Annotated in this window: 24 protein-coding genes; 18 read left to right on the top strand and 6 right to left on the bottom strand. The window is 63.6% G+C overall.

The genetic code is table 11. From position 1 onward, the window contains the following. Nucleotides 1–119 precede the first annotated feature (119 nt). From PQR53_RS30995 to rfaE2, 5 genes are all read left to right on the top strand, one after another. Nucleotides 120–1,340, top strand: coding sequence for an ABC transporter substrate-binding protein (locus tag PQR53_RS30995; protein WP_408462787.1), 1,221 nt, complete (start codon nt 120–122; stop codon nt 1,338–1,340). Between the two features lie 115 nt (nt 1,341–1,455). After that, nucleotides 1,456–2,337 (top strand): enoyl-CoA hydratase/isomerase family protein, encoded by an 882-nt coding sequence (locus PQR53_RS30990; protein ID WP_323046067.1) that lies wholly within the window; start codon nt 1,456–1,458, stop codon nt 2,335–2,337. Nucleotides 2,338–2,515: 178 nt separating this feature from the next. Then, entirely contained in the window at nt 2,516–3,319 is an 804-nt protein-coding gene (locus tag PQR53_RS30985) for a PhaM family polyhydroxyalkanoate granule multifunctional regulatory protein (RefSeq protein ID WP_408462784.1), read from the top strand. A 586-nt stretch (nt 3,320–3,905) separates the two neighbouring features. Next, nucleotides 3,906–4,778, top strand: a complete 873-nt coding sequence (locus PQR53_RS30980; protein ID WP_028198988.1) for a ferritin family protein — start codon at nt 3,906–3,908, stop codon at nt 4,776–4,778. 126 nt (nt 4,779–4,904) lie between these two features. Further along, nucleotides 4,905–5,387 carry a D-glycero-beta-D-manno-heptose 1-phosphate adenylyltransferase gene (rfaE2, locus tag PQR53_RS30975; protein ID WP_408462781.1) on the top strand — a complete coding sequence of 161 codons (483 nt, stop codon included), beginning with the start codon at nt 4,905–4,907 and terminating at the stop codon, nt 5,385–5,387. Nucleotides 5,388–5,562: 175 nt separating this feature from the next. Here the strand turns inward: rfaE2 and PQR53_RS30970 are convergent, their stop codons facing one another. Genes PQR53_RS30970 through PQR53_RS30960 form a run of 3 tightly spaced genes read right to left on the bottom strand, consistent with a single transcriptional unit; the run spans nt 5,563 to nt 7,573 of the window. Further along, nucleotides 5,563–5,802 (bottom strand): hypothetical protein, encoded by a 240-nt coding sequence (locus tag PQR53_RS30970; protein WP_408462779.1) that lies wholly within the window; start codon nt 5,800–5,802, stop codon nt 5,563–5,565. Between the two features lie 53 nt (nt 5,803–5,855). Further along, the gene (locus tag PQR53_RS30965; protein ID WP_408462777.1) at nt 5,856–6,671 is read right to left on the bottom strand and encodes a type III pantothenate kinase; all 816 of its coding nucleotides are present in this window, start codon (nt 6,669–6,671) and stop codon (nt 5,856–5,858) included. After that, nucleotides 6,668–7,573, bottom strand: coding sequence for a biotin--[acetyl-CoA-carboxylase] ligase (locus PQR53_RS30960; RefSeq protein ID WP_408462775.1), 906 nt, complete (start codon nt 7,571–7,573; stop codon nt 6,668–6,670). Before PQR53_RS30960 ends, PQR53_RS30965 begins: the two co-directional genes overlap by 4 nt. Before the next feature lie 118 nt (nt 7,574–7,691). Between PQR53_RS30960 and PQR53_RS30955 the strand changes: the two genes are divergently transcribed. The 10 genes from PQR53_RS30955 (at nt 7,692) to PQR53_RS30910 (ending at nt 16,449) form a co-directional block, all read left to right on the top strand. Continuing rightward, entirely contained in the window at nt 7,692–8,825 is a 1,134-nt protein-coding gene (locus PQR53_RS30955) for an MlaE family ABC transporter permease (RefSeq protein WP_408462772.1), read from the top strand. Then, nucleotides 8,822–9,700, top strand: a complete 879-nt coding sequence (locus tag PQR53_RS30950; protein WP_408462769.1) for an ABC transporter ATP-binding protein — start codon at nt 8,822–8,824, stop codon at nt 9,698–9,700. Before PQR53_RS30955 ends, PQR53_RS30950 begins: the two co-directional genes overlap by 4 nt. Before the next feature lie 16 nt (nt 9,701–9,716). After that, the gene (locus PQR53_RS30945) at nt 9,717–10,715 is read left to right on the top strand and encodes an MlaD family protein (RefSeq protein ID WP_408462766.1); all 999 of its coding nucleotides are present in this window, start codon (nt 9,717–9,719) and stop codon (nt 10,713–10,715) included. Between the two features lie 34 nt (nt 10,716–10,749). Continuing rightward, nucleotides 10,750–11,376: an ABC-type transport auxiliary lipoprotein family protein gene (locus tag PQR53_RS30940; RefSeq protein WP_408462763.1), complete on the top strand. Its 627-nt coding sequence runs from the start codon at nt 10,750–10,752 to the stop codon at nt 11,374–11,376. A gap of 31 nt (nt 11,377–11,407) precedes the next feature. Beyond that, the gene (locus tag PQR53_RS30935; protein WP_408462760.1) at nt 11,408–12,568 is read left to right on the top strand and encodes a VanZ family protein; all 1,161 of its coding nucleotides are present in this window, start codon (nt 11,408–11,410) and stop codon (nt 12,566–12,568) included. 106 nt (nt 12,569–12,674) lie between these two features. Further along, nucleotides 12,675–12,998, top strand: coding sequence for a (2Fe-2S) ferredoxin domain-containing protein (locus PQR53_RS30930; RefSeq protein ID WP_408462757.1), 324 nt, complete (start codon nt 12,675–12,677; stop codon nt 12,996–12,998). An 8-nt stretch (nt 12,999–13,006) separates the two neighbouring features. After that, nucleotides 13,007–13,651, top strand: a complete 645-nt coding sequence (locus PQR53_RS30925; protein ID WP_408462755.1) for an alpha/beta hydrolase — start codon at nt 13,007–13,009, stop codon at nt 13,649–13,651. 354 nt (nt 13,652–14,005) lie between these two features. Next, nucleotides 14,006–15,235: a D-alanyl-D-alanine carboxypeptidase family protein gene (locus PQR53_RS30920; RefSeq protein ID WP_408462752.1), complete on the top strand. Its 1,230-nt coding sequence runs from the start codon at nt 14,006–14,008 to the stop codon at nt 15,233–15,235. A 13-nt stretch (nt 15,236–15,248) separates the two neighbouring features. Then, nucleotides 15,249–16,208 (top strand): D-amino acid aminotransferase, encoded by a 960-nt coding sequence (locus PQR53_RS30915; RefSeq protein WP_408462749.1) that lies wholly within the window; start codon nt 15,249–15,251, stop codon nt 16,206–16,208. Continuing rightward, the gene (locus PQR53_RS30910) at nt 16,180–16,449 is read left to right on the top strand and encodes a DUF493 family protein (protein ID WP_408462746.1); all 270 of its coding nucleotides are present in this window, start codon (nt 16,180–16,182) and stop codon (nt 16,447–16,449) included. The genes PQR53_RS30915 and PQR53_RS30910 overlap by 29 nt, the downstream gene beginning before the upstream one ends. A gap of 79 nt (nt 16,450–16,528) precedes the next feature. Here PQR53_RS30910 and PQR53_RS30905 read toward each other — a convergent pair whose 3' ends face one another. Then, nucleotides 16,529–17,497 carry a transcriptional regulator GcvA gene (locus tag PQR53_RS30905; RefSeq protein ID WP_408462743.1) on the bottom strand — a complete coding sequence of 323 codons (969 nt, stop codon included), beginning with the start codon at nt 17,495–17,497 and terminating at the stop codon, nt 16,529–16,531. Nucleotides 17,498–17,595: 98 nt separating this feature from the next. Here PQR53_RS30905 and PQR53_RS30900 point away from each other — a divergent pair, with 98 nt between their 5' ends. From PQR53_RS30900 to lipA, 3 genes are all read left to right on the top strand, one after another. Continuing rightward, complete coding sequence (locus tag PQR53_RS30900) at nt 17,596–17,922, top strand: DUF2917 domain-containing protein (protein ID WP_408462740.1); 327 nt, start codon at nt 17,596–17,598, stop codon at nt 17,920–17,922. A 217-nt stretch (nt 17,923–18,139) separates the two neighbouring features. After that, nucleotides 18,140–18,865, top strand: a complete 726-nt coding sequence (gene lipB, locus PQR53_RS30895) for a lipoyl(octanoyl) transferase LipB (protein ID WP_408462737.1) — start codon at nt 18,140–18,142, stop codon at nt 18,863–18,865. 13 nt (nt 18,866–18,878) lie between these two features. After that, the gene (lipA, locus tag PQR53_RS30890; RefSeq protein ID WP_408462734.1) at nt 18,879–19,886 is read left to right on the top strand and encodes a lipoyl synthase; all 1,008 of its coding nucleotides are present in this window, start codon (nt 18,879–18,881) and stop codon (nt 19,884–19,886) included. Nucleotides 19,887–19,902: 16 nt separating this feature from the next. Here the strand turns inward: lipA and PQR53_RS30885 are convergent, their stop codons facing one another. Together PQR53_RS30885 and PQR53_RS30880 are read right to left on the bottom strand one after the other, a co-directional pair. Then, a complete protein-coding gene (locus PQR53_RS30885; protein WP_408462731.1) occupies nt 19,903–20,139 on the bottom strand; it encodes a hypothetical protein in 237 nt (78 codons plus the stop codon). A gap of 19 nt (nt 20,140–20,158) precedes the next feature. Then, the gene (locus PQR53_RS30880; RefSeq protein WP_408462728.1) at nt 20,159–20,671 is read right to left on the bottom strand and encodes a hypothetical protein; all 513 of its coding nucleotides are present in this window, start codon (nt 20,669–20,671) and stop codon (nt 20,159–20,161) included. Nucleotides 20,672–20,686 lie beyond the last annotated feature (15 nt).

Here is a 20,686-nt window from a genome sequence, read left to right as displayed (position 1 = left end):
CCGTCGAGCGCGAAACGAGTGTGAACCAGCGCGCAAGCAAGACACAAGCAAGAGACAAACAAGACACAAGCAGCACATCGGCAGTCCATCAAAACGAAAAACCGACGTGAGGAGACAGCATGCCGCGATTTGAATCTTTTGAAAGAAGCACCCAGCGCGCTCGCGCATCGAACCTGCGCACAACACCCTCGCGGCGCGGGCTCCCCCGCCTCGCCGCCGCAATGTTCGCCGCGCTACCCGCCATCGCGCTCGCGCAGGTGAAGATCGGCCTGGTGCTGTCGCTAACCGGACCGGCCGCGTCGCTCGGCATTCCCGCGCGCGATACCGCCACGCTGCTGCCCAAACAGATCGGCGGCCAGAACGTCGAGTACATCGTGCTCGACGACGCATCCGACACCACGCAGGCCGTTCAGGACACCAAGAAGCTGATCTCCGAGAGTCACGTCGACGCGATCATCGGCTCGTCGATCACACCGAATTCGCTTTCGATGATCGATGTGGTTGCCGACGGCGAAACACCGATGATCTCGCTGGCCTCGTCGGCGAAAATCATCGAACCGGTGGATGCGAAACGCCACTGGGTCTTCAAGACGCCGCAGACCGACGCGATGATGGCATCGGCGATCGCCGAGCACGCCAGCGAGCACGGTGTCAAAACAATCGCGTTCATCGGCCAGGCGGATGCGCTCGGCGAGACCTTCTACACCGAGGTCGCCAAATTCGCGCAGTTGCATCACATCAGCGTGGTGGCGAGCGAGCGCTTCAATCGCACCGATCCGAGTGTGACCGGCCAGGTCCTGAAGATTCTCGCGACCCATCCTGATGCGGTGGTGGTCGGCGCGGCCGGCACGCCTGCCGCGTTGCCGCCGAAGACGCTCAGGGAACGCGGCTATAAAGGGCTGATCTATCACAATCATGGGGTCGGCAATAACGACTTCCTGCGCGTATGCGGCGCCGATTGCAACGGCACGTTCCTGCCCGCGAGCCCGGTGCTGGTCGCCGCGCAGCTGCCGGCGGACCATCCGGCCAAGCGCCTCGCGCTCGACTACATCAAGCGCTTCGAAGCATTGCGCGGACCGGGCAGCGTCTCGGCGTTCGGTTCGTACACGTGGGACGCCGGCATGCTGCTCGGCAACGCGATACCGATCGCGCTCAAGGCCGGCGCGCCCGGCACGCCGGAATTTCGCCGCGCCTTGCGCGATGCGCTGGAAGCGACACATGGTCTCGCGGACACCAACGGCGTGGTCAACATGAGCGCCACGGATCATCTCGGGCTCGACCAACGGGCGCGTGTGATGGTCGAAATCAAGAATGCGAAGTGGGTTTATCAACCGCGCTGAGTTGCACTGACATGCGCTGGTTCCGCGGTGACGTAGCGCGGAATGCACCGAATGCGCCAAACGTGTCATCAGGGCGACAGTTTCAACAGACATACCGATAGACGGATTGCACACCATGTCTCAGGCACCACACAGTAACGACGCGTTTTACGCGCACTACCAGTCCCTGCAACTGCATCGCCATCCGCACGGCGTGCTCGAAGTCGTGATGAGCGGCGAGGGCGCGAACAAAAGCGGGCTTGCCACCGCCAACGCGCGGATGCACTTCGAGCTCGCCGAAATCTGGCGCGACATCGATCGGGATCCCGAAACACGTGTGGCGATCATTCGCGGCGAGGGTAAAGGTTTTTCGGCCGGCGGCGATCTGCAACTGGTCGAAGACATGGCGACCGATTTCGATGTCCGCGCCCGCGTGTGGCGCGAAGCGCGCGATCTGGTCTACAACGTGATCAACTGCAGCAAGCCAATCGTTTCGGCGATGCACGGGCCGGCGGTCGGCGCGGGCCTTGTCGCCGGACTGCTCGCTGATATCTCGATCGCCACGAAGTCGGCGCGCATTATCGACGGTCACACGCGTTTGGGCGTTGCCGCCGGCGATCACGCGGCCATCGTCTGGCCACTCCTGTGCGGCATGGCGAAAGCCAAGTATTACCTGCTTCTGTGCGAGCCGGTAAGCGGTGAAGAGGCTGAGCGGATCGGTCTGGTGTCGCTTGCCGTCGATGAAAACGATCTGCGGCCCAAAGCATTCGAAGTCGCGCAAAAACTGGCCAACGGCTCGCAAACGGCGATTCGTTGGACCAAGTACGCGCTGAACAACTGGTTGCGCTCGGCGGGGCCGGCATTCGATACGTCGCTGGCACTGGAATTCATGGGGTTCGCCGGGCCCGATGTGCGCGAAGGCGTGAACTCGCTGCGCGAGCGGCGCGCGCCGGATTTTGGCGGCGCGGACCCGTGGAGCGGACAACCACGGCACACGCCAGGCGATGGGCGTTCCTGAAACCGGAGACCGGCGCGTATTGCACAAAGCCCCGCCGGTCGGCACTTCGGGTGCCGCGTGAGTGGGGCAAACAGCAGCCGAAACTAAGCGCGGTTCGCAGCGTCACGCGCGGTATGATCGAATCAGATGCGCGCGCGATGGCGCGATTTCCTCCCCCTTATGCAGCGAGGCGACAAGCATGACCGATACACCTGGCACCACGCCGCCCTTTGCCGGTTTTCCCGGTTTTCCGCCCGCTGAAATGCTCGAGCAGATGTGGGGCATGATGCGTCTCTCGCCATTCGGCTCGGCATTTTCGGGCGCGCAGGCTGGCAGCAGCCTCGGGCCGTCGCTGTCGATGATGTCCGACATGATGGCGCCGCTGACCAATGTCGAAGAACTCGACAAGCGCATCACCGACATGCGTGCGGTCGAGCAGTGGCTCAAACTGAATCTGAACATGCTGCAGTCCGCCATTCAGGCGCTCGAAGTGCAGCGCGCCACCCTCGCGACGCTGCGTGCGTTCGGCGCGTTCGCGCAGTCGTCGATGTCGCAGCCGGCTTCGGCGACCGCCGCGCCGAGTCCCTCGCCGACGGGCTGGCCGCATCCGGAAGCCGCTTCGGCTTCGACCGGCGCCGGCGCATCGGCTGCGCGCGAGCCGGCCGCCGACGAGGGCGAGGCCGCCGCCACGCCGCCGTTCGACGCCTCCGCCTGGTGGAATCTTTTGCAATCGCAGTTCAATCAGATCGCCCAGTTTGCGGCGGCGCAGCCAACTGCGGCAGCCGCCGCATCCGGCGGTTCGGAAACGGACACGCGCGAAGGCGCGACGGGCGCTGCGGCCTCGGCGGGCGGGGCCGCCGGCGCGCCGGATCAGGCTGCGGGAGACGCAGGGCCCGCCACCAGACAGCCGGCGGCGAAACGGGCCGCGACCTCGACGTCAACGTCCGCGAAGCGCACAGGCAGTTCGAGCGCAGGCCCGCGAGCGGCGAAAAAGTCTACTTAGCGGCAGGAATGAGCCGAGCAGCTGACCCGCACGGGGGGCGGCGCAGAGCTCACTGGACCGGCGGCGCAAACGAGCAGAATTCGCCGCCTGTCATGGTTTTGACCCCGGTCGTCGGCCACACTCCTCGAATCGGGCGCTTTATTGAGAGAAGTCAAGCGGGCGCGGGAATTGCGACTGTCAGGGCACGGGAACAGTAAAGTCAGCGTGCTATCATTGTGTAAGCTTCATTTTTGGCTTTTGGGCGTGCGCAGAAAACAACCAATCCAGCCGCCCTTGCTCCATTTCGCCGCCGGCTACCCGGCGCAGGGCTGGACGGTGCGGATTCATCGCAAACTGGCTCGACCTCAGGCATAGGGTATCCCTCACCCACGGTTGGCCGCGTAGCGCGTAACTTCTGGTTATCAGCGCCGCGCAAAAGGCTGAACTTCTTTGCTGCCCGGTGCGTCTGGGCGCCGGATTACCGCGTAAAATTGAAGGCTTGGCCGATAAACGGCGCACAAAACGGTGCGTTTAGTTCGTCATCAGCAAAAGTACTACACGTAATAGTGACAGACACACACAGTATGCGCAGAACAGGGGTGGGACTATGAACACCATGCTTTATCCGGAACTTTATAAATCGCTCGAATCCGTTCGATGGGACATGGAGAAAGACATTCCCTGGGACAAGTTCGATGCATCGCTATTGACCGACGAGCAGGCCGCGACGATCAAGATGAATGCGATCACCGAATGGTCGGCGTTGCCCGCCACGGAAATGTTCCTGCGGGACAACCATCACGACAGCGATTTCTCCGCGTTCATGAGCGTGTGGTTCTTCGAGGAACAGAAGCATTCGCTGGTGCTGATGGAATATCTGCGCCGTTTCAAGCCGGAAATGTGCCCGACCGAAGAAGAACTGCACGCAGTGCGCTTCGAATTCGATCCAGCGCCCCCGCTCGAAACGCTGATGCTGCACTTCTGCGGCGAAATCCGCCTGAATCACTGGTATCGCCGGGCGGCCGAATGGCACACCGAGCCGGTCATCAAGGCCATCTACGAAACCATTTCGCGCGACGAAGCGCGTCATGGCGGCGCATATCTGCGCTACATGAAGAAAGCGATGGTGCAAACCGGCGATATCGCGCGTGCTGCGTTCGCCAAGATCGGTGTGCTGATGGCGTCGGCGCGCCGCACCGAAAAGCCGCTGCATCCCACCAACCTGCACGTGAATCAGGCGCTGTTCCCGCGCGACACGATTCAATCGCGTCTGCCGGATCCGGAATGGCTCGAACGCTGGCTCGACGAGCAGATCCGTTTCGACGACGGCTGGGAAAAGAAGGTGGTCGAGCGGATTCTGCACAACCTGTCAATTCTGTTCGAGCGCACGTTCAATACGGCGCAGGAATTGAACCGTTACCGCAAGGAAGTCGTCGCGCGCTTGCAGGCCGATCAGAAGTCGGCCGAACAGCCGGCTTGATCGGTTAAGGTTCGCGGTTTTAAGGTTTCAGGAACGGCCCGGCAGGCGTGAGCTTGCTGGGCCGTTTTGCTTCATGCCGTTCGCCGTGTATCGTGGTGGCACTTCTATTTCTTCGCGACTCCCGTCATGGCCGCCATTTTTGAACGCAAGATTTTTACGCGCGATGCGTTGGTGAAGCTTCGCGCTTCGATGCCTGCGCCGGTTGTATTTACCAACGGCGTGTTCGACATCCTGCATCGCGGGCATGTGACTTATCTCGCCGACGCGAAAGCGCTCGGTGCTTGCCTGATTGTCGGCGTCAATAGCGATGCTTCCGTGCGCATGCTAGGCAAAGGGGACGATCGGCCAATCAACAACGAGGCCGATCGGATGGCTTTGCTGGCGGCGCTGGAGAGCGTCGACTACGTGGTTTGTTTTGGCGAGAAGACGCCCGTGGAGCTGATTTCGGCGCTGCGGCCGGACGTGCTCGTCAAAGGCGGCGACTACGACATGAACGTGTTGCCCGAATCGGCCATTGTGCGAGGTTGGGGCGGCAAGGCTTTGGCGATTCCCTTCGAGCATGAACGCTCGACCACCGCGTTACTGAAGAAGGTTCGGGCGCAAGGGTGATGGATTTGGGCGGACAGCGCTTCCTTCACTTCGCCAAAGCTGGGCGAGGCGCCCTTTACGCTACTTCCGGAACGCTGCTGTTGAGCGTTGGGAAACCGATCCGAGCTTAGGCACAGTATGGAACCGACCGCCTTCGGCGTGTACTCAGTTAGGCGAGACAGCGGCCGCCGCTGCTTTACTGCGGCAGCGCCGATGCCGCTATCGGCGCTGCCGGCGCTGGGCCCCCTACTACCGCCTGGTCAGCGGCGTCGGATGCGGTGACGGGCTGCACCTTCAACCACTCCGCATGGAACTGGCGGTTCAGGTGGTTCGGCTCGCGGCCGCCGGCTGTGGGTGTCGGGCCGAATACCCCGCGCATCGCGACGAATGCCAGCATGTTGGCAAGAAACAATATGGCGATCAGCCAGCGCAGCATCGTTAGTATTCCCCGTCCATAAGTTTAGTGGTCGTTATCCGTATGGCCGCGGCTCAGGCGTCGCGTTCCATCGCGCGTCCGGCAGCAATCAGTGCAAGGCCCGACAGCACCAGCGAATCGTGGCGAGTATGCGGCACTTTGAGCGCACTTGTCACTTCGTCCACCGCGCCGCCGTTCACCACGAGGCGTACCGGCACCTGCCATTCGTCCTGCAAGTCACGCCACATGCGCTCGATCAGACCCGCTTGCGCCAACGTGCACCCAGCCGACAACGAACGCGGTGTATCGGTCGCGAAGAATGGGCCGTGGCGTTCTCGCTCCGACGTGGCGTTCGCGTCGAGCAGGCCGCGCGCGGCAGTGGCGTCGAGTGTTGGCAGTTGCGCCGTGTGCTCGCCTAGCGAGCGCATCATCAAGGTCCAGCCCGGCGCAATCAGGCCGCCGACAAAGCAGCCGTCCGCACGCAACGCTTCGAGCGTGGTGGCGGTGCCGAAGGTCGCAATGAGCAGATTTTCACCGGGGAATGCCGCGTGCGCCCCGATCAGGCCGGCCCAGCGGTCGCTCCCGAGGGTATGCGGCGTTGTGTAGCAATTCGTCACGCCGCACTGCTGCGCGCTGGCGCGGATCGTCGTGCGCGGCAGATGCGGCCAGTGAGCGTCGAGGATTGCGGCAATCCGCGCAGCGACACTTTCGCCCGCGACATTCGATATCCACGCGCTGCCCGGAGCCGGCACATTCGACCAGTCAGGCTGGTCAGCACCGCCGTGCGTGAGCGCCCCGGCCATGATTGGCGTACCGTCCGGCTCTACCAGCGCCCACTTGATGCGGCTATTGCCTGCGTCGATCAACAGATAAGGCGCGCCGCTCGTCATGCAGCACCGTCGGCCAGACGCAGCGAGACGTCACCGGTCGCGACGCTCAGACGGCCAGCCGCCGTGTTGAGCAGCAGCTGCCCGAGCTCGTCGACACCCGTCGCCACGCCGCGCGCCAGTTCCCGGCCTTGTTCCAGCAGCACGACTTCGCGGCCTGCATAGGCATGCACGGCGTTCCAGCGCGCCTGGAACGGCGAGAAGCCTTCCGCGCCGAAACGCTGCAACGCCGGTTCGAGCGCGTTCAGCTCCGCCGCCAGCGTGTCGGTAAGGTTCGCATTCGGCAGCGCGCGCTGCAGCGCGGTGGGCACGGTGCCGCGCGCTTGCGCCGGCACGTTCGCGTTCAGCGCGCCGACCTTGGCGGCGAGCTCATCCGCGCCCTTTACATTGGTGCCGATGCCGATCACCACAGCGCTCGCGTCATCCGTGCTCCATGCCGTTTCGATCAGGATGCCGGCCAGCTTGTCGCCTTCGAGCAGGACGTCGTTGGGCCATTTCAGCGCGATCTGTCCAGGGCCCGCGACCGGCAACGAGCGCAATCCGTCGACCAGCGCCACGCCCACCGCGAGACTCAAGCCCGCCAGCCCTTCGAGCGGACGCGGCAGCACGCACGCCACCGAAAACAGCAGCGCATTGCCCGGCTCCGCGTACCATGGGCGGCCACGACGGCCACGGCCGGCGGTTTGCAGATACGCGACCCGCACGATCGGCCTTGGCAGCGCGTTGGCTTTGCGCGGCAATGCCTTGACGCGCGTCATCAGGTCGGCGTTGGTGGAGCCGGTTTCCTCGACGATTTCGATCGGCCAGTCGTGCGCGTGCGGACCGAATAGCGCAACGGCGCGCTTACGGTCGATACGCCAGTCGGAGGCCGCGGCGGCTTGGGGTGGGGTCTTGGAAGCGTTCATGTCTCATATTGTAGCCACAGCGTGTAGTCACAGCGAACGCTGCGAGCCCGCGAGCACGGTTCATCCGCCGCGCCTTCGTTACAATGGCCCCAATCCGATCACCAGGTTCTCGCGATCCTTGAACTACGACACTCCGCCCGGCCTTGAAGTCGCGGCAGGCAGCCAAGGCAAGATCGTCCGGCTTTCGGGCCAGTGGACGGCGCTCGCGCTCGCCCGCGACAAGGCCGCCGGCCACGTGATTCCGCTGTTGCGCTCGTTGATCGGTGCCGAAGGCATCCGCCAGTGGGACCTGTCGCGTATCGATCGGATGGACCACGTCGGTGGCCAGGCACTGTGGCGCGTGTGGGGCCACAAAATGCCGCCGGACACCACGCTCACCGATACGCAACGCGACATTTTCGAGCGCATCGCGCTGCTCGACACGGTGCGTGAAAAGGCCGAACCGGTCGTCAAGTTCGATCCGTTCACCCGACTGGGCCTCGGGATCTTCTCGTTTTTCGAGCACCTGTACGGCGGATTCGGCATGCTCGGGCAGGTCGTGATCGATCTCCTCGCGATCCTGCGCAAACCGAAGATCACGCCATGGACCGAAATCTCCGCGAACATCTATAACGCCGGCACCAGGGCGCTGCCGATCACCGCCCTGGTCGCGTTCCTGATCGGCATTGTGCTGAGTTATCTGTCGGCGCAGCAGCTGCGGCTTTTTGGCGCCAACCAGTACATCGTCAATATTCTTGGGCTGTCGGTGATTCGCGAACTGGGACCGGTTCTGTCGGCGATTCTGGTGGCGGGCCGCTCGGGCTCGGCGATTACCGCGCAAATCGGCGTGATGCGTGTCACCGAAGAACTCGACGCCATGCGCGTGATGGGCATCCCGCATGGGCTGCGGCTGATTCTGCCGCGCGTGGTCGCGCTCGGCGTGGCCATGCCGCTTCTCGTCATGTGGACCAATATCATCGCGCTGACGGGCGGCGCGCTCGCCGCGAAGATCGTGCTCGGCATCGACATGAGCTACTTCGCGCGCGCGTTGCCGGGCGTCGTGCCGGTCGCCAATCTCTGGATCGGCCTCGGCAAGGGCGTCGCGTTCGGCATGCTGATCGCGATCGTCGGCTGTCACTTCGGTTTCCGTATCAAGGCCAATTCGCAGAGTCTCGGCGAGGGCACGACGACTTCGGTGGTGACGTCGATCACCATCGTGATTCTCGCGGACGCGGTGTTCGCGATCCTCTTCCAGAACGTGGGGCTCGGATGATCGCGCCACTCACCCAGGCCGTACGCGGCCAACCGGTGCCCGAGATCGCCGAACCGGTGATCGAAGTAATCGACATCACCAAGCGCTACGGTCGCAACATCGTGCACCAGCATCTGAACTTCGACGTGCGGCGCGGCGAGATCGTTTCGATCGTCGGCGGATCGGGTTCGGGCAAGACCACGCTGGTGCGGCAGATTCTCGGGTTGGAGCGGCCGTCGTCGGGAACCATCAAGCTGTTCGGCGAGAACATTGCCACCATTTCGCCTGAAACCGCGCTGCTCATGCGCAGCCGTTCGGGGATGCTGTTTCAGCGCGGTGCGCTGTTCTCGTCGCTCTCGGTGTTCGACAACATCGCGCAGCCGTTGCGCGAACTCGGCAAGGTGCCGGAGGATTTGCTGCGCGACATCGTGATGCTCAAGCTCGAGATGGTCGGCTTGCCGTGCAAGCACGCGTCGAAGATGCCGTCGGCGCTCTCGGGCGGCATGATCAAGCGCGTGGGCATCGCCCGCGCCATCGCGCTCGAACCCGAGCTGCTGTTTCTCGACGAACCGACCGCCGGGCTCGATCCGCAGGCGTCCGACGAATTCGTCGAACTGATCTCCGCCCTGCATCGCGCGCTCGGCTTGACGGTGGTGATGGTCACGCACGATCTCGATACGATGATCGCGCTGTCCACCCGCGTCGCCGTGCTGGCGGATCGCCAGGTGCTGGTCGCTGCGCCGGTCGAAGAGGCGGCGGGCGTCGATCATCCTTTCATCCGCGAATATTTCCTCGGCCTGCGCGGGCGTCGCGCGCTGCAGGCGCTGCCGCCGGAACGCCGCGCGAAATTGCCGCGCGCGGCGCTCGCATCGGCATCGTCCGAATTGCCGCTGTGAACCAGGGAACCTGACAATGGAAAACAAATCACATGCCTTCTGGGCAGGGATCTTCACGGTGGCCTTGCTGGTTGCCATCGCGGTGGCGGCTTTTTTGTTCAACGTCGACCGTTCCGTGCGGGTGCCGTACGATCTGATTGCGCGCACCAACGTGACCGGCCTGTACACCGACGCGGCGGTGCGCTATCGCGGGCTCGACGTCGGCAAGGTGCAGTCGATCAAATTCGATCGGGATCATCCCGGGCAGATTCTGATCCGCATCCTCGTCGACACACACGCGCCGATTACGCACTCCACGTTCGGCAGCCTCGGGTTCCAGGGCGTGACGGGTATCGCCTTCATCCAGCTGGATGACAATGGGCGCGATCAAAGGCCGCTCGCATCGTCAGCGAAAGAAGTTGCGCAATTGCCCATGCGGCCGGGCTTGCTCGATCAGTTGCAGCAGCGCGGCGACATCTTGCTGCGCAAGCTCGAAAAAGTCGCCGGCGACGTCGACACTTTGTTGTCGCCGGAAATGGTCAGCCAGTTGCATGGCACGGCGGCGAGCATCCAGAAAGCCGCCGACGGCATCGCCACCCTGACCCAGCAGATGGCGCCGGCTGCCGGCAAGCTGCCCGCCACGATCAACCAGCTGGATCGCACGCTGGCGTCGACCAATCAGTTGATCACCAGTCTGAACCGCCCGGACGGACCGTTCGAGATGAACCTGAACAAGGTCGGGACGGCGGCGCAGCAAGCGGGTGATGCGCTGGCGTCGATGGACAGTTCGATCCAGGAGTTGTCGGCGCGCGTGGGGTACGACACGTTGCCGCGCGTCAATTCGCTCGCAGAAGACGTGCGCTCGGCGGCCCGTTCGGTGGACCGCGCCGCTGATACGTTCAGCAACAATCCGCGCAGCGTGTTCTTCGGTGCGCCGGGCGCGTCGCCCGGGCCAGGCGAAGCGGGCTTCGCGTGGCCCGCCGCGCGTGCTGCTGCGCCGGCTGCTGCACCCGCGGCTACGCCCGTCGCTAAATGAAATGATTTGAAGGTTTGAAGAAAGGAAGATTGACATGTCACGCTTGACTCACCGATTGTCGTTCTCGAGTGCCGCGCTCGCGATGCTGCTCGCGTTCGGCGTGCTGGCTGCCGGCTGCGCAGGCAACCCCGCGGCACTCTCGGACATCCGCTATGACTTCGGGCCGCCGAATCCGGCCGCCTCGGCCGGCACGCAGCCGGCGGTGAAGGTGCTCGACGTCAGCGCGCCCGACACGCTCGAGTCCGACAAGCTGATTTACCGCCTGAGCTACGCGGATGCGCAGCAGACGGCGTCGTACGCGAACAGCCACTGGACCATGGCGCCGTCGCAGTTATTGACACAGCGGCTGCGCAGCGCACTGAGTTCGCGCGGTACCGTGCTGACGGGCGCCGACGGCGTGCGCGCCCCGGTGCTGAAGGTCGATCTGAGCGAGTTCGAACAGGTCTTCGACAGCCAGTCGGAAAGCCACGCCGCGATCACCGCGCGCGCCACGTTGACGCAAAACGGCAAGGTGCTCGGCCAGCGCACGTTTATCGCGCGTGCGCCGTCCAGTTCGGCGGACGCCGCCGGCGGGGCGCAAGCGCTTGCTACCGCCAGCGATGACCTCGTCTCGCAGATCAGCGCGTGGCTCGGCGTGCAGGCGCTGGTCGCCGCGCAATGACCGGCATGCAGCGCACGCAACGGAGCGCTGCATGAGCGTTGTTAAACCGTGGCAGCGTCGGCCTTCGGCGCTCGCCCGGCGCGCGCTGGTGCTGTATGCGGCGCTGATCGTCTACGGTTCCTGGTATCCCTTTACCGGCTGGCGTTCGCTCGGCCTCGGTCCGTTCGCCTATCTGTCCGATCCCATGCCGCAATACCTGACGGCATTCGACGTCGTCACCAATGTGCTCGGCTATATGCCGTTCGGCGCGCTGGTGGTGCTCGCCGTGTATCCGCGCTGGCGCGGCACGCTGGCGGTCGCGTTGGCCTTCGTGCTCGGCGGATTGCTGTCGGGCGTGATGGAGGCGGTGCAAACCTATTTGCCGACGCGCATTGCCTCCAACCTCGACCTGGCCGCCAATGCGCTCGGCGCGCTGCTCGGCGCGGCGGTCGTGTCGCCGGCCACCGGCGCGCTGCTTGACCGCGGTTTGCTGCGGCGCTTGCGGCTGCTTTGGTTCGAGCGCGACGCGGCAGCGCTCGCGTGCCTCGTCGCCTTGTGGCCGTTCGCGACGATGTATCCGGCGCCGCGCCTTTTCGGTCTCGGCAACTGGCCACGCGAGCTGTGGCTGCGTTTCGATTCCACGACGCAAGACGCGTTGCTCGCATGGACGCCGCCATCCTGGCACGTCGGCGCGTGGCCGGCACTGGTTGCCGCCTGGCTGCCGGACGACGTCTGGGAAACCCTCATTACCACGCTCAACCTGTTCGCCGCACTGGCGCTGGCTTCGCTGCCGGTGCGCCGCCATGCGCCGCTCGTACGTCTGTTGATCGTGTTCATCGTCACGACCTTGTGCGTTAAGGCGGGCGCAACGTTCCTGCAATCGCAATCCGGTCTTGCGTTCGATTGGGCGACGCCCGGTGCGCTGGCAGGGCTCGTGTGCGGCACGGCCGCGGCACTGCTGGCATTGCGGCTGCGGCGCAGGTCGCGTGCGGCGCTGGCGGCCTGCGCGCTCACGGTCGCACTGGTGTTCGTCAATCTGCTGCCGGTCAATCCGTATTTCGACGCCGTGCTGGCCGACTGGCGCCAGGGCCGGTATCTGCACTTCAATGGGCTCGCGCACTGGATTGCGTGGATCTGGCCGTATGCGGCGCTAGTGTGGTTCGCCTATCTCGTCGAACAGGCGTGGCTCAAGCGCCGCGTGAAGCGCGCGTGATGGAGGAGCGAGCGCCAGCCCCGCTCGCTATAATCGTCCGGACAACATGCGCGCGGCGACGCTCCCAGCGCCATTTCCTACTCTTACAGTTTCGCCTCCGGACACCATGGACTCCTTCTACAAGTACCACGTCTTCTTCTGCCTCAATCAGCGCGAGCCCGGCGCGGAACGTCCGAGTTGCGCGAACTGCAACGCGCAGGAGATGCAGGAGCACGCGAAAAAGCGCGTGAAGAAACTGGGCCTCGCCGGTCCCGGCCAGGTGCGCATCAACAAGGCCGGCTGTCTGGATCGCTGCGAACTCGGACCTACGCTGGTCGTTTATCCCGAAGGCGTCTGGTACACGTACGTCGACGAAAGCGACATCGATGAAATTGTCGATTCGCATCTTGTGAACGGGAAAATCGTCGAGCGTCTGAAAATCGAACAATAAGCCTCGCCATGAACGTACATACCAGGAAGTATCTGATCGACGGGCCGGTCGGCCAGATCGAAGTCGCGCTGGATCTGCCCGACGACATGCGCGAGAACGGTGCCGCGCCGCGCGGCATCGCGCTGGTCGCGCATCCGCATCCGCTATTCGGCGGCACGATGGACAACAAGGTCGCGCAGACGCTCGCGCGCACGCTCGTGCAGCTGAACTACGTGACCTACCGCTCGAATTTTCGGGGTGTCGGCGAAACGCAAGGCGAGCATGACGCCGGCATCGGCGAGCGCGATGATTTGCGGGCCGTGCTCGATCACATGCGCGCGCAACCCGGGCAGGGCGAACTGCCCCTCGTGCTGGCGGGTTTTTCGTTCGGCACCTTTGTGTTGTCGCACGTGGCCGCGAAGCTGCGCGAAGAAGGCCAGGCGATCGAACGGATCGTGTTCGTCGGCACGGCGGCAAGCCGTTGGGAAGTCGCGCCGGTGCCGGAAAACACGCTCGTGATTCACGGCGAAACCGATGACACCGTTCCCATTCAGTCGGTTTACGATTGGGCCCGGCCGCAGGAACTGCCGGTTGTGGTGATTCCGGGGGCAGAGCATTTTCTGCATCGCAAGCTGCACGTCCTGAAGCGGATCATCGTCGACGCGTGGCGTTGATGAGCAAACGCGGAGCACACGTGGCACGTGCGCGGGGCGCGCCGCGCGTGTTTTCCGGGGTACAGGTGCGTGAAAACGCAAATTAATCGCCGCCCTTTGCTCAAAGATACCAGGATAGCGCGCGTATAATGGGCGCTCTTTTTTGGGCGCAGCATTACCCACCCGGCAGTTCGCGCGACGCGTAGCTTCTTGCTCGCGCGCTGCGGTGCCGGATGCGAGGCGTGCTGCGCGAACCGATCGCGTGGCCGGAAGTCCAATGGGCGCCGCGCCGTTTTTACGGCCTGACGCTCGCCGACCGGCTCCTCCAAACTATGCGCCCTGCGCGCGATGTATCTTTCCGCACGAATCGACCCTATGCGTTTCTCCACCTCCGGCCGCACGTCATTCCCGTCAGTTTTTTCTTTCGTTCCCCCTACGCTGAGCCGTGCCGTGACCCTCGGCATCGTGCTGCCGGCAACGCTCGTGGCCAGCACCGCGTTTGCGCAAGTGCCGCCGCCCGCGGTGAACGCGCGCTCGTGGGTGCTCGTCGACGCCACCAGCAATCAGGTGCTTGCCTCGGGCAATGCCGACGAACGCGCTGAACCGGCCTCGCTGACCAAGCTGATGACCGCGTACCTCGTCTTCGAAGCACTGCAGACGAAGAAGATCACGATGGACCAGACGGTGATGCCGAGCGAAGCGGTGCGCCGCGTGGGCACCGACGAATCGCGCATGTTCATCGAAGCGAACAAGCCGGTCACCGTGCACGATCTGGTGTACGGCATGATCATCCAGTCGGGTAACGACGCGGCGATCGCGCTGGCCGAACTGGTGGGCGGCAGCGAGGCGCTGTTCGTCAACATGATGAACACCGAAGCGCAGCGCCTCGGCATGAAGCACACGCATTTCGCCGACGTGAACGGCATGCCTGACCCGCAGCACTACACCACGGCGGGCGACCTCGCGGTGCTGTCGGCGCGTCTGATCCGTGACTTCCCTGACTACTACAACATCTTCGCGGTCAAGGAATTCACGTACAACAAGATCAAGCAGCCGAACCGCAACCGTCTGCTGTGGATCGATCCGACGGTGGACGGCCTGAAGACCGGTCACACGCAAGCCGCCGGCTACTGCCTGATCGCCAGCGCGAAACGTCCGCTGCCGGGCACGACCGACGCCTCGCGCCGTCTCGTCGCGGTGATGATGGGCGAGACCAAGGAACACGATCGCGTGCAGGACGGCCTGAAGATGCTGAACTACGGCTACACCGCCTATGACACGGTGCGTCTGTACAAGGCGAATCAGGTGGTGGGCACGCCGCGCGTCTACAAGGGTTCGCAAGACACCGTGCAGATCGGTGTGAAGAGCGACCAGTACATCACCGTGCCGAAGGGCATGGGTGACAAGGTCAAGCCGCAAATCGAGCAGATCGATCCGCTGATCGCACCGATTGCCAACGGTCAGCAGGTCGGCACGGTGAAGCTGGTGGCCGACGGCAAGGTGGTCGCGCAGTTCCCGGTGGTCGCGTTGCAAGCGGTGCCGCAAGCCGGCGTGGTCGGCCGCGTGTGGGATTCGCTGATGCTCATGTTCAACAAGAAAAAGTAAGAGTCCAATTGCGATGACGGCTGTTTCCGATGTTTCGCTCGACCCGATTGTTTATCTGAACGGCGAGTTGGTGCCCTTGTCCGAAGCGCGCGTGCCGGTTCTCGATCGCGGCTTTATTTTCGGCGACGGGATCTACGAAGTCGCGCCGTTGTATTCGCAAGCGGGCGGCGGCCGGACCGCGTTTCGCTTCCGGCATCATCTGGCGCGCCTCGCGCGTTCGCTGGACAAGATCGGTATCGTCAATCCGTTCGACGACGCCGGCTGGCGCGAGCTGATCGAGCGCGTGGTCGCGGCCAATGAAGCGGACGCCGGGCTGCGCGCCGATCAGGATGCGATTGCCTACGTTCAGATCACGCGGGGCGTGGCGAAGCGCGGCCACGCGTTTCCGGCCGGCGTCCAGCCGACCGTGTTCGTGATGGTCACGCCGCTGAACCTGCCGGACGCGGCACAGCGCGCGCAGGGCGTGCGCTGTGTCACCGCTGAAGATCGCCGCTGGCTCAATTGCGACATTAAGTCGGTGTCGCTGCTCGGTAATGTGCTGATGGCGCAATACGCGGCCGAAAACGATGCGTTCGAGACGATCCAGTTTCGCGACGGCATGCTGACCGAAGGTTCATCGTCGAATATCTGGATGGCGAAGGACGGCGTGTTGTACGCGCCGCCACGCAGCCACAAGATTCTCGAAGGGATCCGCTACGGTCTGATCGAAGAACTGACGAGCGAATGCGGCATCCGTTTCGAAGCGCGCGAGATCGCCGAAGCCGAACTGCGCGCCGCCGACGAGATTCTCGTCAGTTCCGCGACCAAGGAAGTGCTGCCGGTCACGCAGCTAGATGGCCAGCCGGTCGGAGAGGGCAAGCCGGGCGCGGTGTTTGCGGCGTTGTACGCAGCCTATCAGCGTGCCAAGGCCAGGGAAGCGCAAGAGGCGCAGCAAGGAGTGGAAAGTGAATCCCGCGAAAGAATCATTGCTTGAGTTTCCGTGCGACTTTCCCATCAAGATCATGGGCAAGTCGCATCCCGAGTTCGCCGAGACAATTGTCACGGTGGTTCGGCAGTTCGATAACGAAGTCGACCCCGATCGCGTGGAAACGCGGCCGTCCAGCGGGGGCAATTACACCGGTTTGACGGTCACGGTGCGCGCCACCAGCCAGGTGCAGCTCGACGATATCTATCGCGCGCTCACAGGCCATCCGATGGTGAAGGTGGTGCTCTAAAGTGCTGCTCTGGCAGGCGCCGGCTTTACTTGACCGTGGCGCCCGCCCGCATTGCAGGCCGTGCGAATGAGGTCTCGTATCAAGGCGTGACGCGCAATGCGTTCGCCGCGAAGCCAGCGCGTGCTGCGGGCCCCGCCTCGCAAGCCCGCTCGAAAAGCTGTTTGAATCGGCCCACTTCCTCAAATACCCAATCGCGGAACGCCTTGACCCGCGCGGTTTCGAGCATCTGCGGCGGGCAAATGAAGTAGTACTGCCACGGGCTCGGCCCATCCACGTCGAATAGCCGCACAAGGCGGCCTGCTGCGATCTCGTGCATCGCCAGCGAACGGCGCGTGAGCGCGATCCCCTGGCCGTCGATGGCCGCCTGCAGCAGATTCGACGAATCCTGATACAACACGCCGCGCTTGGGCTCCGGCCAGTCGGCGAGCCCCGCGGCGTCGAACCATGGGCGCCAGAGCTCGTCGTCCGAGCGCAGCAGCGGGGCTTTAGCCAGCTCGGCTGGAGTTTGCGGCAGCTTGCCGCCGTTGAAATCCGGCGCGCAGGCCGGAAAGAAAATCTCCTCCAGCAGCAATTCCGCGTGCAGCCCCGAATATTTGCCGTAGCCAAAGCGGATCGCCACGTCGACGTCGTCGCGTGCGAAGTCCGTTAGTGCGTTGGTGGACAGCAATTCGAGGTCCCATTGGGGGTGCGCCTCGATAAAGCTGCCGATACGTGGCGTCACCCAACGCGCTGCAAACGACGACAGCATCGAAACGACCAGCCGCCGCTCACGGTCGCCGGCGCGGACTTCACGGGTCGCGTCGGCGAGCGCCATGAGCGCGGTGCGCACGCGCGTGGCATAGCGGCGCCCGGTGTCCGTCAGCCGTACGCGCTTGCCGTCGCGGGCAAACAGCGTGATGCCCAACTCCGCTTCCAGCGCGCGAATCTGATGGCTGACGGCGCCGTGCGTGACGAACAGCTCGTCAGCGGCGCGCGAGAAGCTCTCGTGGCGGGCGGCGGCTTCAAACGCCTTGATCGCATTCAACGGGGGGAGTTGCCGGAGGTCCATCGCAATATTTCTCACATAGAGGTGAAAATAGATCGTTTTGCGTAAACCCTTGCTGCACCTAGGATTGTAGTCATGAAACGAACTTTGGCGAGGGCATCATGCGAGAAATTTCCTCTAGTATCGCTTTTGAAATCCGCAGCGGCGAAACCATTCCCATGAAGGTAGCACGCAGCACCAAGCTCGTTGTACATGGCGGCGCGGTGTGGGTCACGCGCAGCGACGACACGGAAGACTACTGGCTGCAGCCCGGCCACACGCTGCGGTTGCGGCGCGGCGAACGCCTGTGGTTGAGCGCGGAAGGCAGCACCCGGGCGAAGGTCGCGTTTTCCGTGCCGACGCGCTGCGACGAACGTGCGCTGAACTGGTTCGCGCGGGTCGGCGAACGGTTGGCGGCCCGGATGCGTGGAGGCTGGCGGACGGTGTGAATGCAGCAGGCGCCGCCGTGCTGCCGATGAGCGCAGTTGAAAGGCGCAGAAGATGAGAGCGGGGCTTCGGGCGGAACGGCGTGGCATTGGAAGGATGCCTGGCCGGGGTCACGCTGCAACAAAGCAATGCTCTGGTGGGAAGCCGTAGCGACGCGGGTGCGCGATGGCGAAGCCAGCTCCGGCGGGGATTCCCAGATTTCGGTAAACTGTCGGCACCATGTGCGCCACCCCGGTTTCCCCGTCTCCCTTGTCCGCCACGTCGCCGCTTACGCTGCGCTGGCTTGGCAGCGAACCCTACGAAGCCAGTTTCGAAGCAATGCGCGCGTTCACCGACGCGCGCCTCGCCGATACACCTGACGAAATCTGGCTGGTCGAACACCCCCCCGTCTTCACGCTCGGCCAGGCCGGCGACCCGGCGCATCTATTGGCCGTCGATAGCGGCATTCCGCTCGTCAAGGTCGACCGGGGCGGCCAGATTACGTACCACGGGCCCGGACAGGTGGTTGCCTACCTGCTGCTGGACCTGCGCCGCCGCAAGCTGATGGTGCGCGAGATGGTCACGCGGATCGAGCAGGCCGTGATCGACACCCTCGCGGCGTATAATCTCGCCGGAGAACGCAAGGCGGGCGCCCCTGGCATCTACGTGGCGCCCGGGCCGCACGCCGGGCTGCATGCCGGCGCCAAGATCGCCGCGCTGGGTCTGAAAATCCGCAACGGCTGCAGCTATCACGGCGTGAGCCTGAATGTGAACATGGACTTGCGGCCGTTTCTGGCCATCAACCCATGCGGCTACGCGGGGCTCGAAACAGTCGATATGGCAACGCTGGGCGTTACCGCCGGCTGGGACGACGTGGCCCGTACCTTTGCAACACGCCTCACCGCAAACCTCGACGGCAGTCCCGCGGCCGTCGCCCAACCGCAGGCCGGTGCTCTCACCGCCTGACTGGATCGAACGAATGACTGACGTTACCGCGAACCTCGCAGCTTCCCCCGCTTCTGATGCCGTGCCGGCTTCCGCCGCTGCCTACGACGCCACCGCGAAGCAGAAAGCGCAAGCCAAAACCGCCCGTATCCCGATCAAGATCGTCCCGATCGAAAAGCTGAAAAAGCCGGACTGGATCCGCGTCAAAGCGGCCACCGGCAATTCGCGCTTCTACGAAATCAAGCAGATCTTGCGCGAGCACAACCTGCACACAGTGTGCGAGGAAGCGAGCTGCCCGAACATCGGCGAATGCTTCGGCAAGGGCACCGCGACGTTCATGATCATGGGCGACAAGTGCACGCGCCGTTGCCCGTTCTGCGACGTCGGCCACGGCCGCCCCGATCCGCTCGACGTCGATGAGCCGGGCAACCTGGCGCGCACCATCGCCGCGCTGAAGTTGAAGTACGTGGTGATCACGAGCGTCGATCGTGACGATTTGCGTGACGGTGGCGCTGCTCACTTCGTGGAATGCATCCGCCAGACGCGCGAGCTGTCGCCGGAAACACGCATCGAAATTCTGACGCCGGACTTCCGCGGACGCCTGGATCGCGCGATCGGCATTCTGAACGCAGCCCCACCCGATGTCATGAACCACAACCTCGAAACGGTGCCGCGTTTGTATAAGGAAGCGCGCCCCGGTTCAGACTACGCGCATTCGCTGAAGCTGCTGAAGGACTTCAAGGCGCTGCATCCGGACGTCGCGACCAAGTCGGGCCTGATGGTCGGTCTTGGCGAAACCGAGGAAGAAATCCTGCAAGTGATGCGCGATCTGCGCGAGCACAACGTGGACATGCTGACGATCGGCCAGTACCTGCAACCGTCGGAACACCATCTGCCGGTGCGCTCGTATGTGCATCCGGACACGTTCAAGATGTACGAAGAAGAAGCGTACAAGATGGGCTTCACGCACGCAGCGGTAGGCGCAATGGTTCGCTCGAGCTACCACGCCGATCTGCAGGCGCATGGAGCTGGGGTGGTCTGAACGCTTTAGTGTGTTGTCAGTTTGAAAATGCAAAGCCCGCACGTGTTGCGGGCTTTGTTTTTTGCGGGCGCGGGAGTGGGCGATCCAGCAGTTCCGCCCGGCGATCTGCCTGCGCTGCCTGGCGGTAATGGCGCGCGAGCAGACTGCAAGTAACCGAAATGATTCCGCCGATGATCGTGAACGGGTAAAGAAAGAGGATGAAGCGATCGCGGAATGCGTCGTCTCCGATGAGCCGGTCGATCAAATTGGGCATGTTGAATCTCCTTGTGAGACTAGGGGTAAAAAGTATAGCGCAGCACACTCAAATTAGTTAGGTAAACGAATAAGAGCACGTGCCAGAGAAGTGCCGCCAACATGAGCGCTAACGTGCTGTGCGTCGGCGCTCCGCTCAAGGCGCAACCGATCTCGTAGCACGCGCTCGCACACATCGAAATGACGACCCAGAAAAGCTGGCCATCCTCAATGGATCGCCGCGTAATGCTCTGCGCCACGTGCCGGTAATAGCGCGAAAAATTCAACAGAGGAAGTAACGCAATTGGCGCAAAGACAGGCACGCCGACATTGAAGAACAACCAGCTCAGGCGGCTAAGAAAATAGACCATAGGAATGCGAAGTGAAGGCAAGCCGCCGATCATGCCGCCGCCGCGAAGGCAAGACAATCGGCCGAACGGCCAGCTTGCGCTGAGACACCGCAGGCCGTCATCATTCGCTGGAGCCGCCCACTGCGAACCGCAACAGTCGCGCCGATCCAACTCGGCTGAAAAGCAATGCTTGAACAGCGTCATTAGTAATCGTGGATT

Source organism: Paraburkholderia fungorum (assembly GCF_046027605.1).
Taxonomy (GTDB): domain Bacteria; phylum Pseudomonadota; class Gammaproteobacteria; order Burkholderiales; family Burkholderiaceae; genus Paraburkholderia; species Paraburkholderia fungorum_F.
Note: the sequence above shows the minus strand (reverse complement) of the source record. Positions and strands in the feature narration are given on the sequence as shown.

Bases quoted from the DNA above. Each gene is read 5' to 3' on its own strand.
- PQR53_RS30995 (WP_408462787.1), top strand. From the start codon at position 120: ATGCCGCGATTTGAATCTTTTGAAAGAAGCACCCAGCGCGCTCGCGCA.
- PQR53_RS30990 (WP_323046067.1), top strand. From the start codon at position 1,456: ATGTCTCAGGCACCACACAGTAACGACGCGTTTTACGCGCACTACCAG.
- PQR53_RS30985 (WP_408462784.1), top strand. From the start codon at position 2,516: ATGACCGATACACCTGGCACCACGCCGCCCTTTGCCGGTTTTCCCGGT.
- PQR53_RS30980 (WP_028198988.1), top strand. From the start codon at position 3,906: ATGAACACCATGCTTTATCCGGAACTTTATAAATCGCTCGAATCCGTT.
- rfaE2 (WP_408462781.1), top strand. From the start codon at position 4,905: ATGGCCGCCATTTTTGAACGCAAGATTTTTACGCGCGATGCGTTGGTG.
- PQR53_RS30970 (WP_408462779.1), bottom strand. From the start codon at position 5,802: ATGCTGCGCTGGCTGATCGCCATATTGTTTCTTGCCAACATGCTGGCA.
- PQR53_RS30965 (WP_408462777.1), bottom strand. From the start codon at position 6,671: ATGACGAGCGGCGCGCCTTATCTGTTGATCGACGCAGGCAATAGCCGC.
- PQR53_RS30960 (WP_408462775.1), bottom strand. From the start codon at position 7,573: ATGAACGCTTCCAAGACCCCACCCCAAGCCGCCGCGGCCTCCGACTGG.
- PQR53_RS30950 (WP_408462769.1), top strand. From the start codon at position 8,822: ATGATCGCGCCACTCACCCAGGCCGTACGCGGCCAACCGGTGCCCGAG.
- PQR53_RS30945 (WP_408462766.1), top strand. From the start codon at position 9,717: ATGGAAAACAAATCACATGCCTTCTGGGCAGGGATCTTCACGGTGGCC.
- PQR53_RS30940 (WP_408462763.1), top strand. From the start codon at position 10,750: ATGTCACGCTTGACTCACCGATTGTCGTTCTCGAGTGCCGCGCTCGCG.
- PQR53_RS30935 (WP_408462760.1), top strand. From the start codon at position 11,408: ATGAGCGTTGTTAAACCGTGGCAGCGTCGGCCTTCGGCGCTCGCCCGG.
- PQR53_RS30930 (WP_408462757.1), top strand. From the start codon at position 12,675: ATGGACTCCTTCTACAAGTACCACGTCTTCTTCTGCCTCAATCAGCGC.
- PQR53_RS30925 (WP_408462755.1), top strand. From the start codon at position 13,007: ATGAACGTACATACCAGGAAGTATCTGATCGACGGGCCGGTCGGCCAG.
- PQR53_RS30920 (WP_408462752.1), top strand. From the start codon at position 14,006: ATGCGTTTCTCCACCTCCGGCCGCACGTCATTCCCGTCAGTTTTTTCT.
- PQR53_RS30915 (WP_408462749.1), top strand. From the start codon at position 15,249: ATGACGGCTGTTTCCGATGTTTCGCTCGACCCGATTGTTTATCTGAAC.
- PQR53_RS30905 (WP_408462743.1), bottom strand. From the start codon at position 17,497: ATGGACCTCCGGCAACTCCCCCCGTTGAATGCGATCAAGGCGTTTGAA.
- PQR53_RS30900 (WP_408462740.1), top strand. From the start codon at position 17,596: ATGCGAGAAATTTCCTCTAGTATCGCTTTTGAAATCCGCAGCGGCGAA.
- lipB (WP_408462737.1), top strand. From the start codon at position 18,140: ATGTGCGCCACCCCGGTTTCCCCGTCTCCCTTGTCCGCCACGTCGCCG.
- lipA (WP_408462734.1), top strand. From the start codon at position 18,879: ATGACTGACGTTACCGCGAACCTCGCAGCTTCCCCCGCTTCTGATGCC.
- PQR53_RS30885 (WP_408462731.1), bottom strand. From the start codon at position 20,139: ATGCCCAATTTGATCGACCGGCTCATCGGAGACGACGCATTCCGCGAT.
- PQR53_RS30880 (WP_408462728.1), bottom strand. From the start codon at position 20,671: ATGACGCTGTTCAAGCATTGCTTTTCAGCCGAGTTGGATCGGCGCGAC.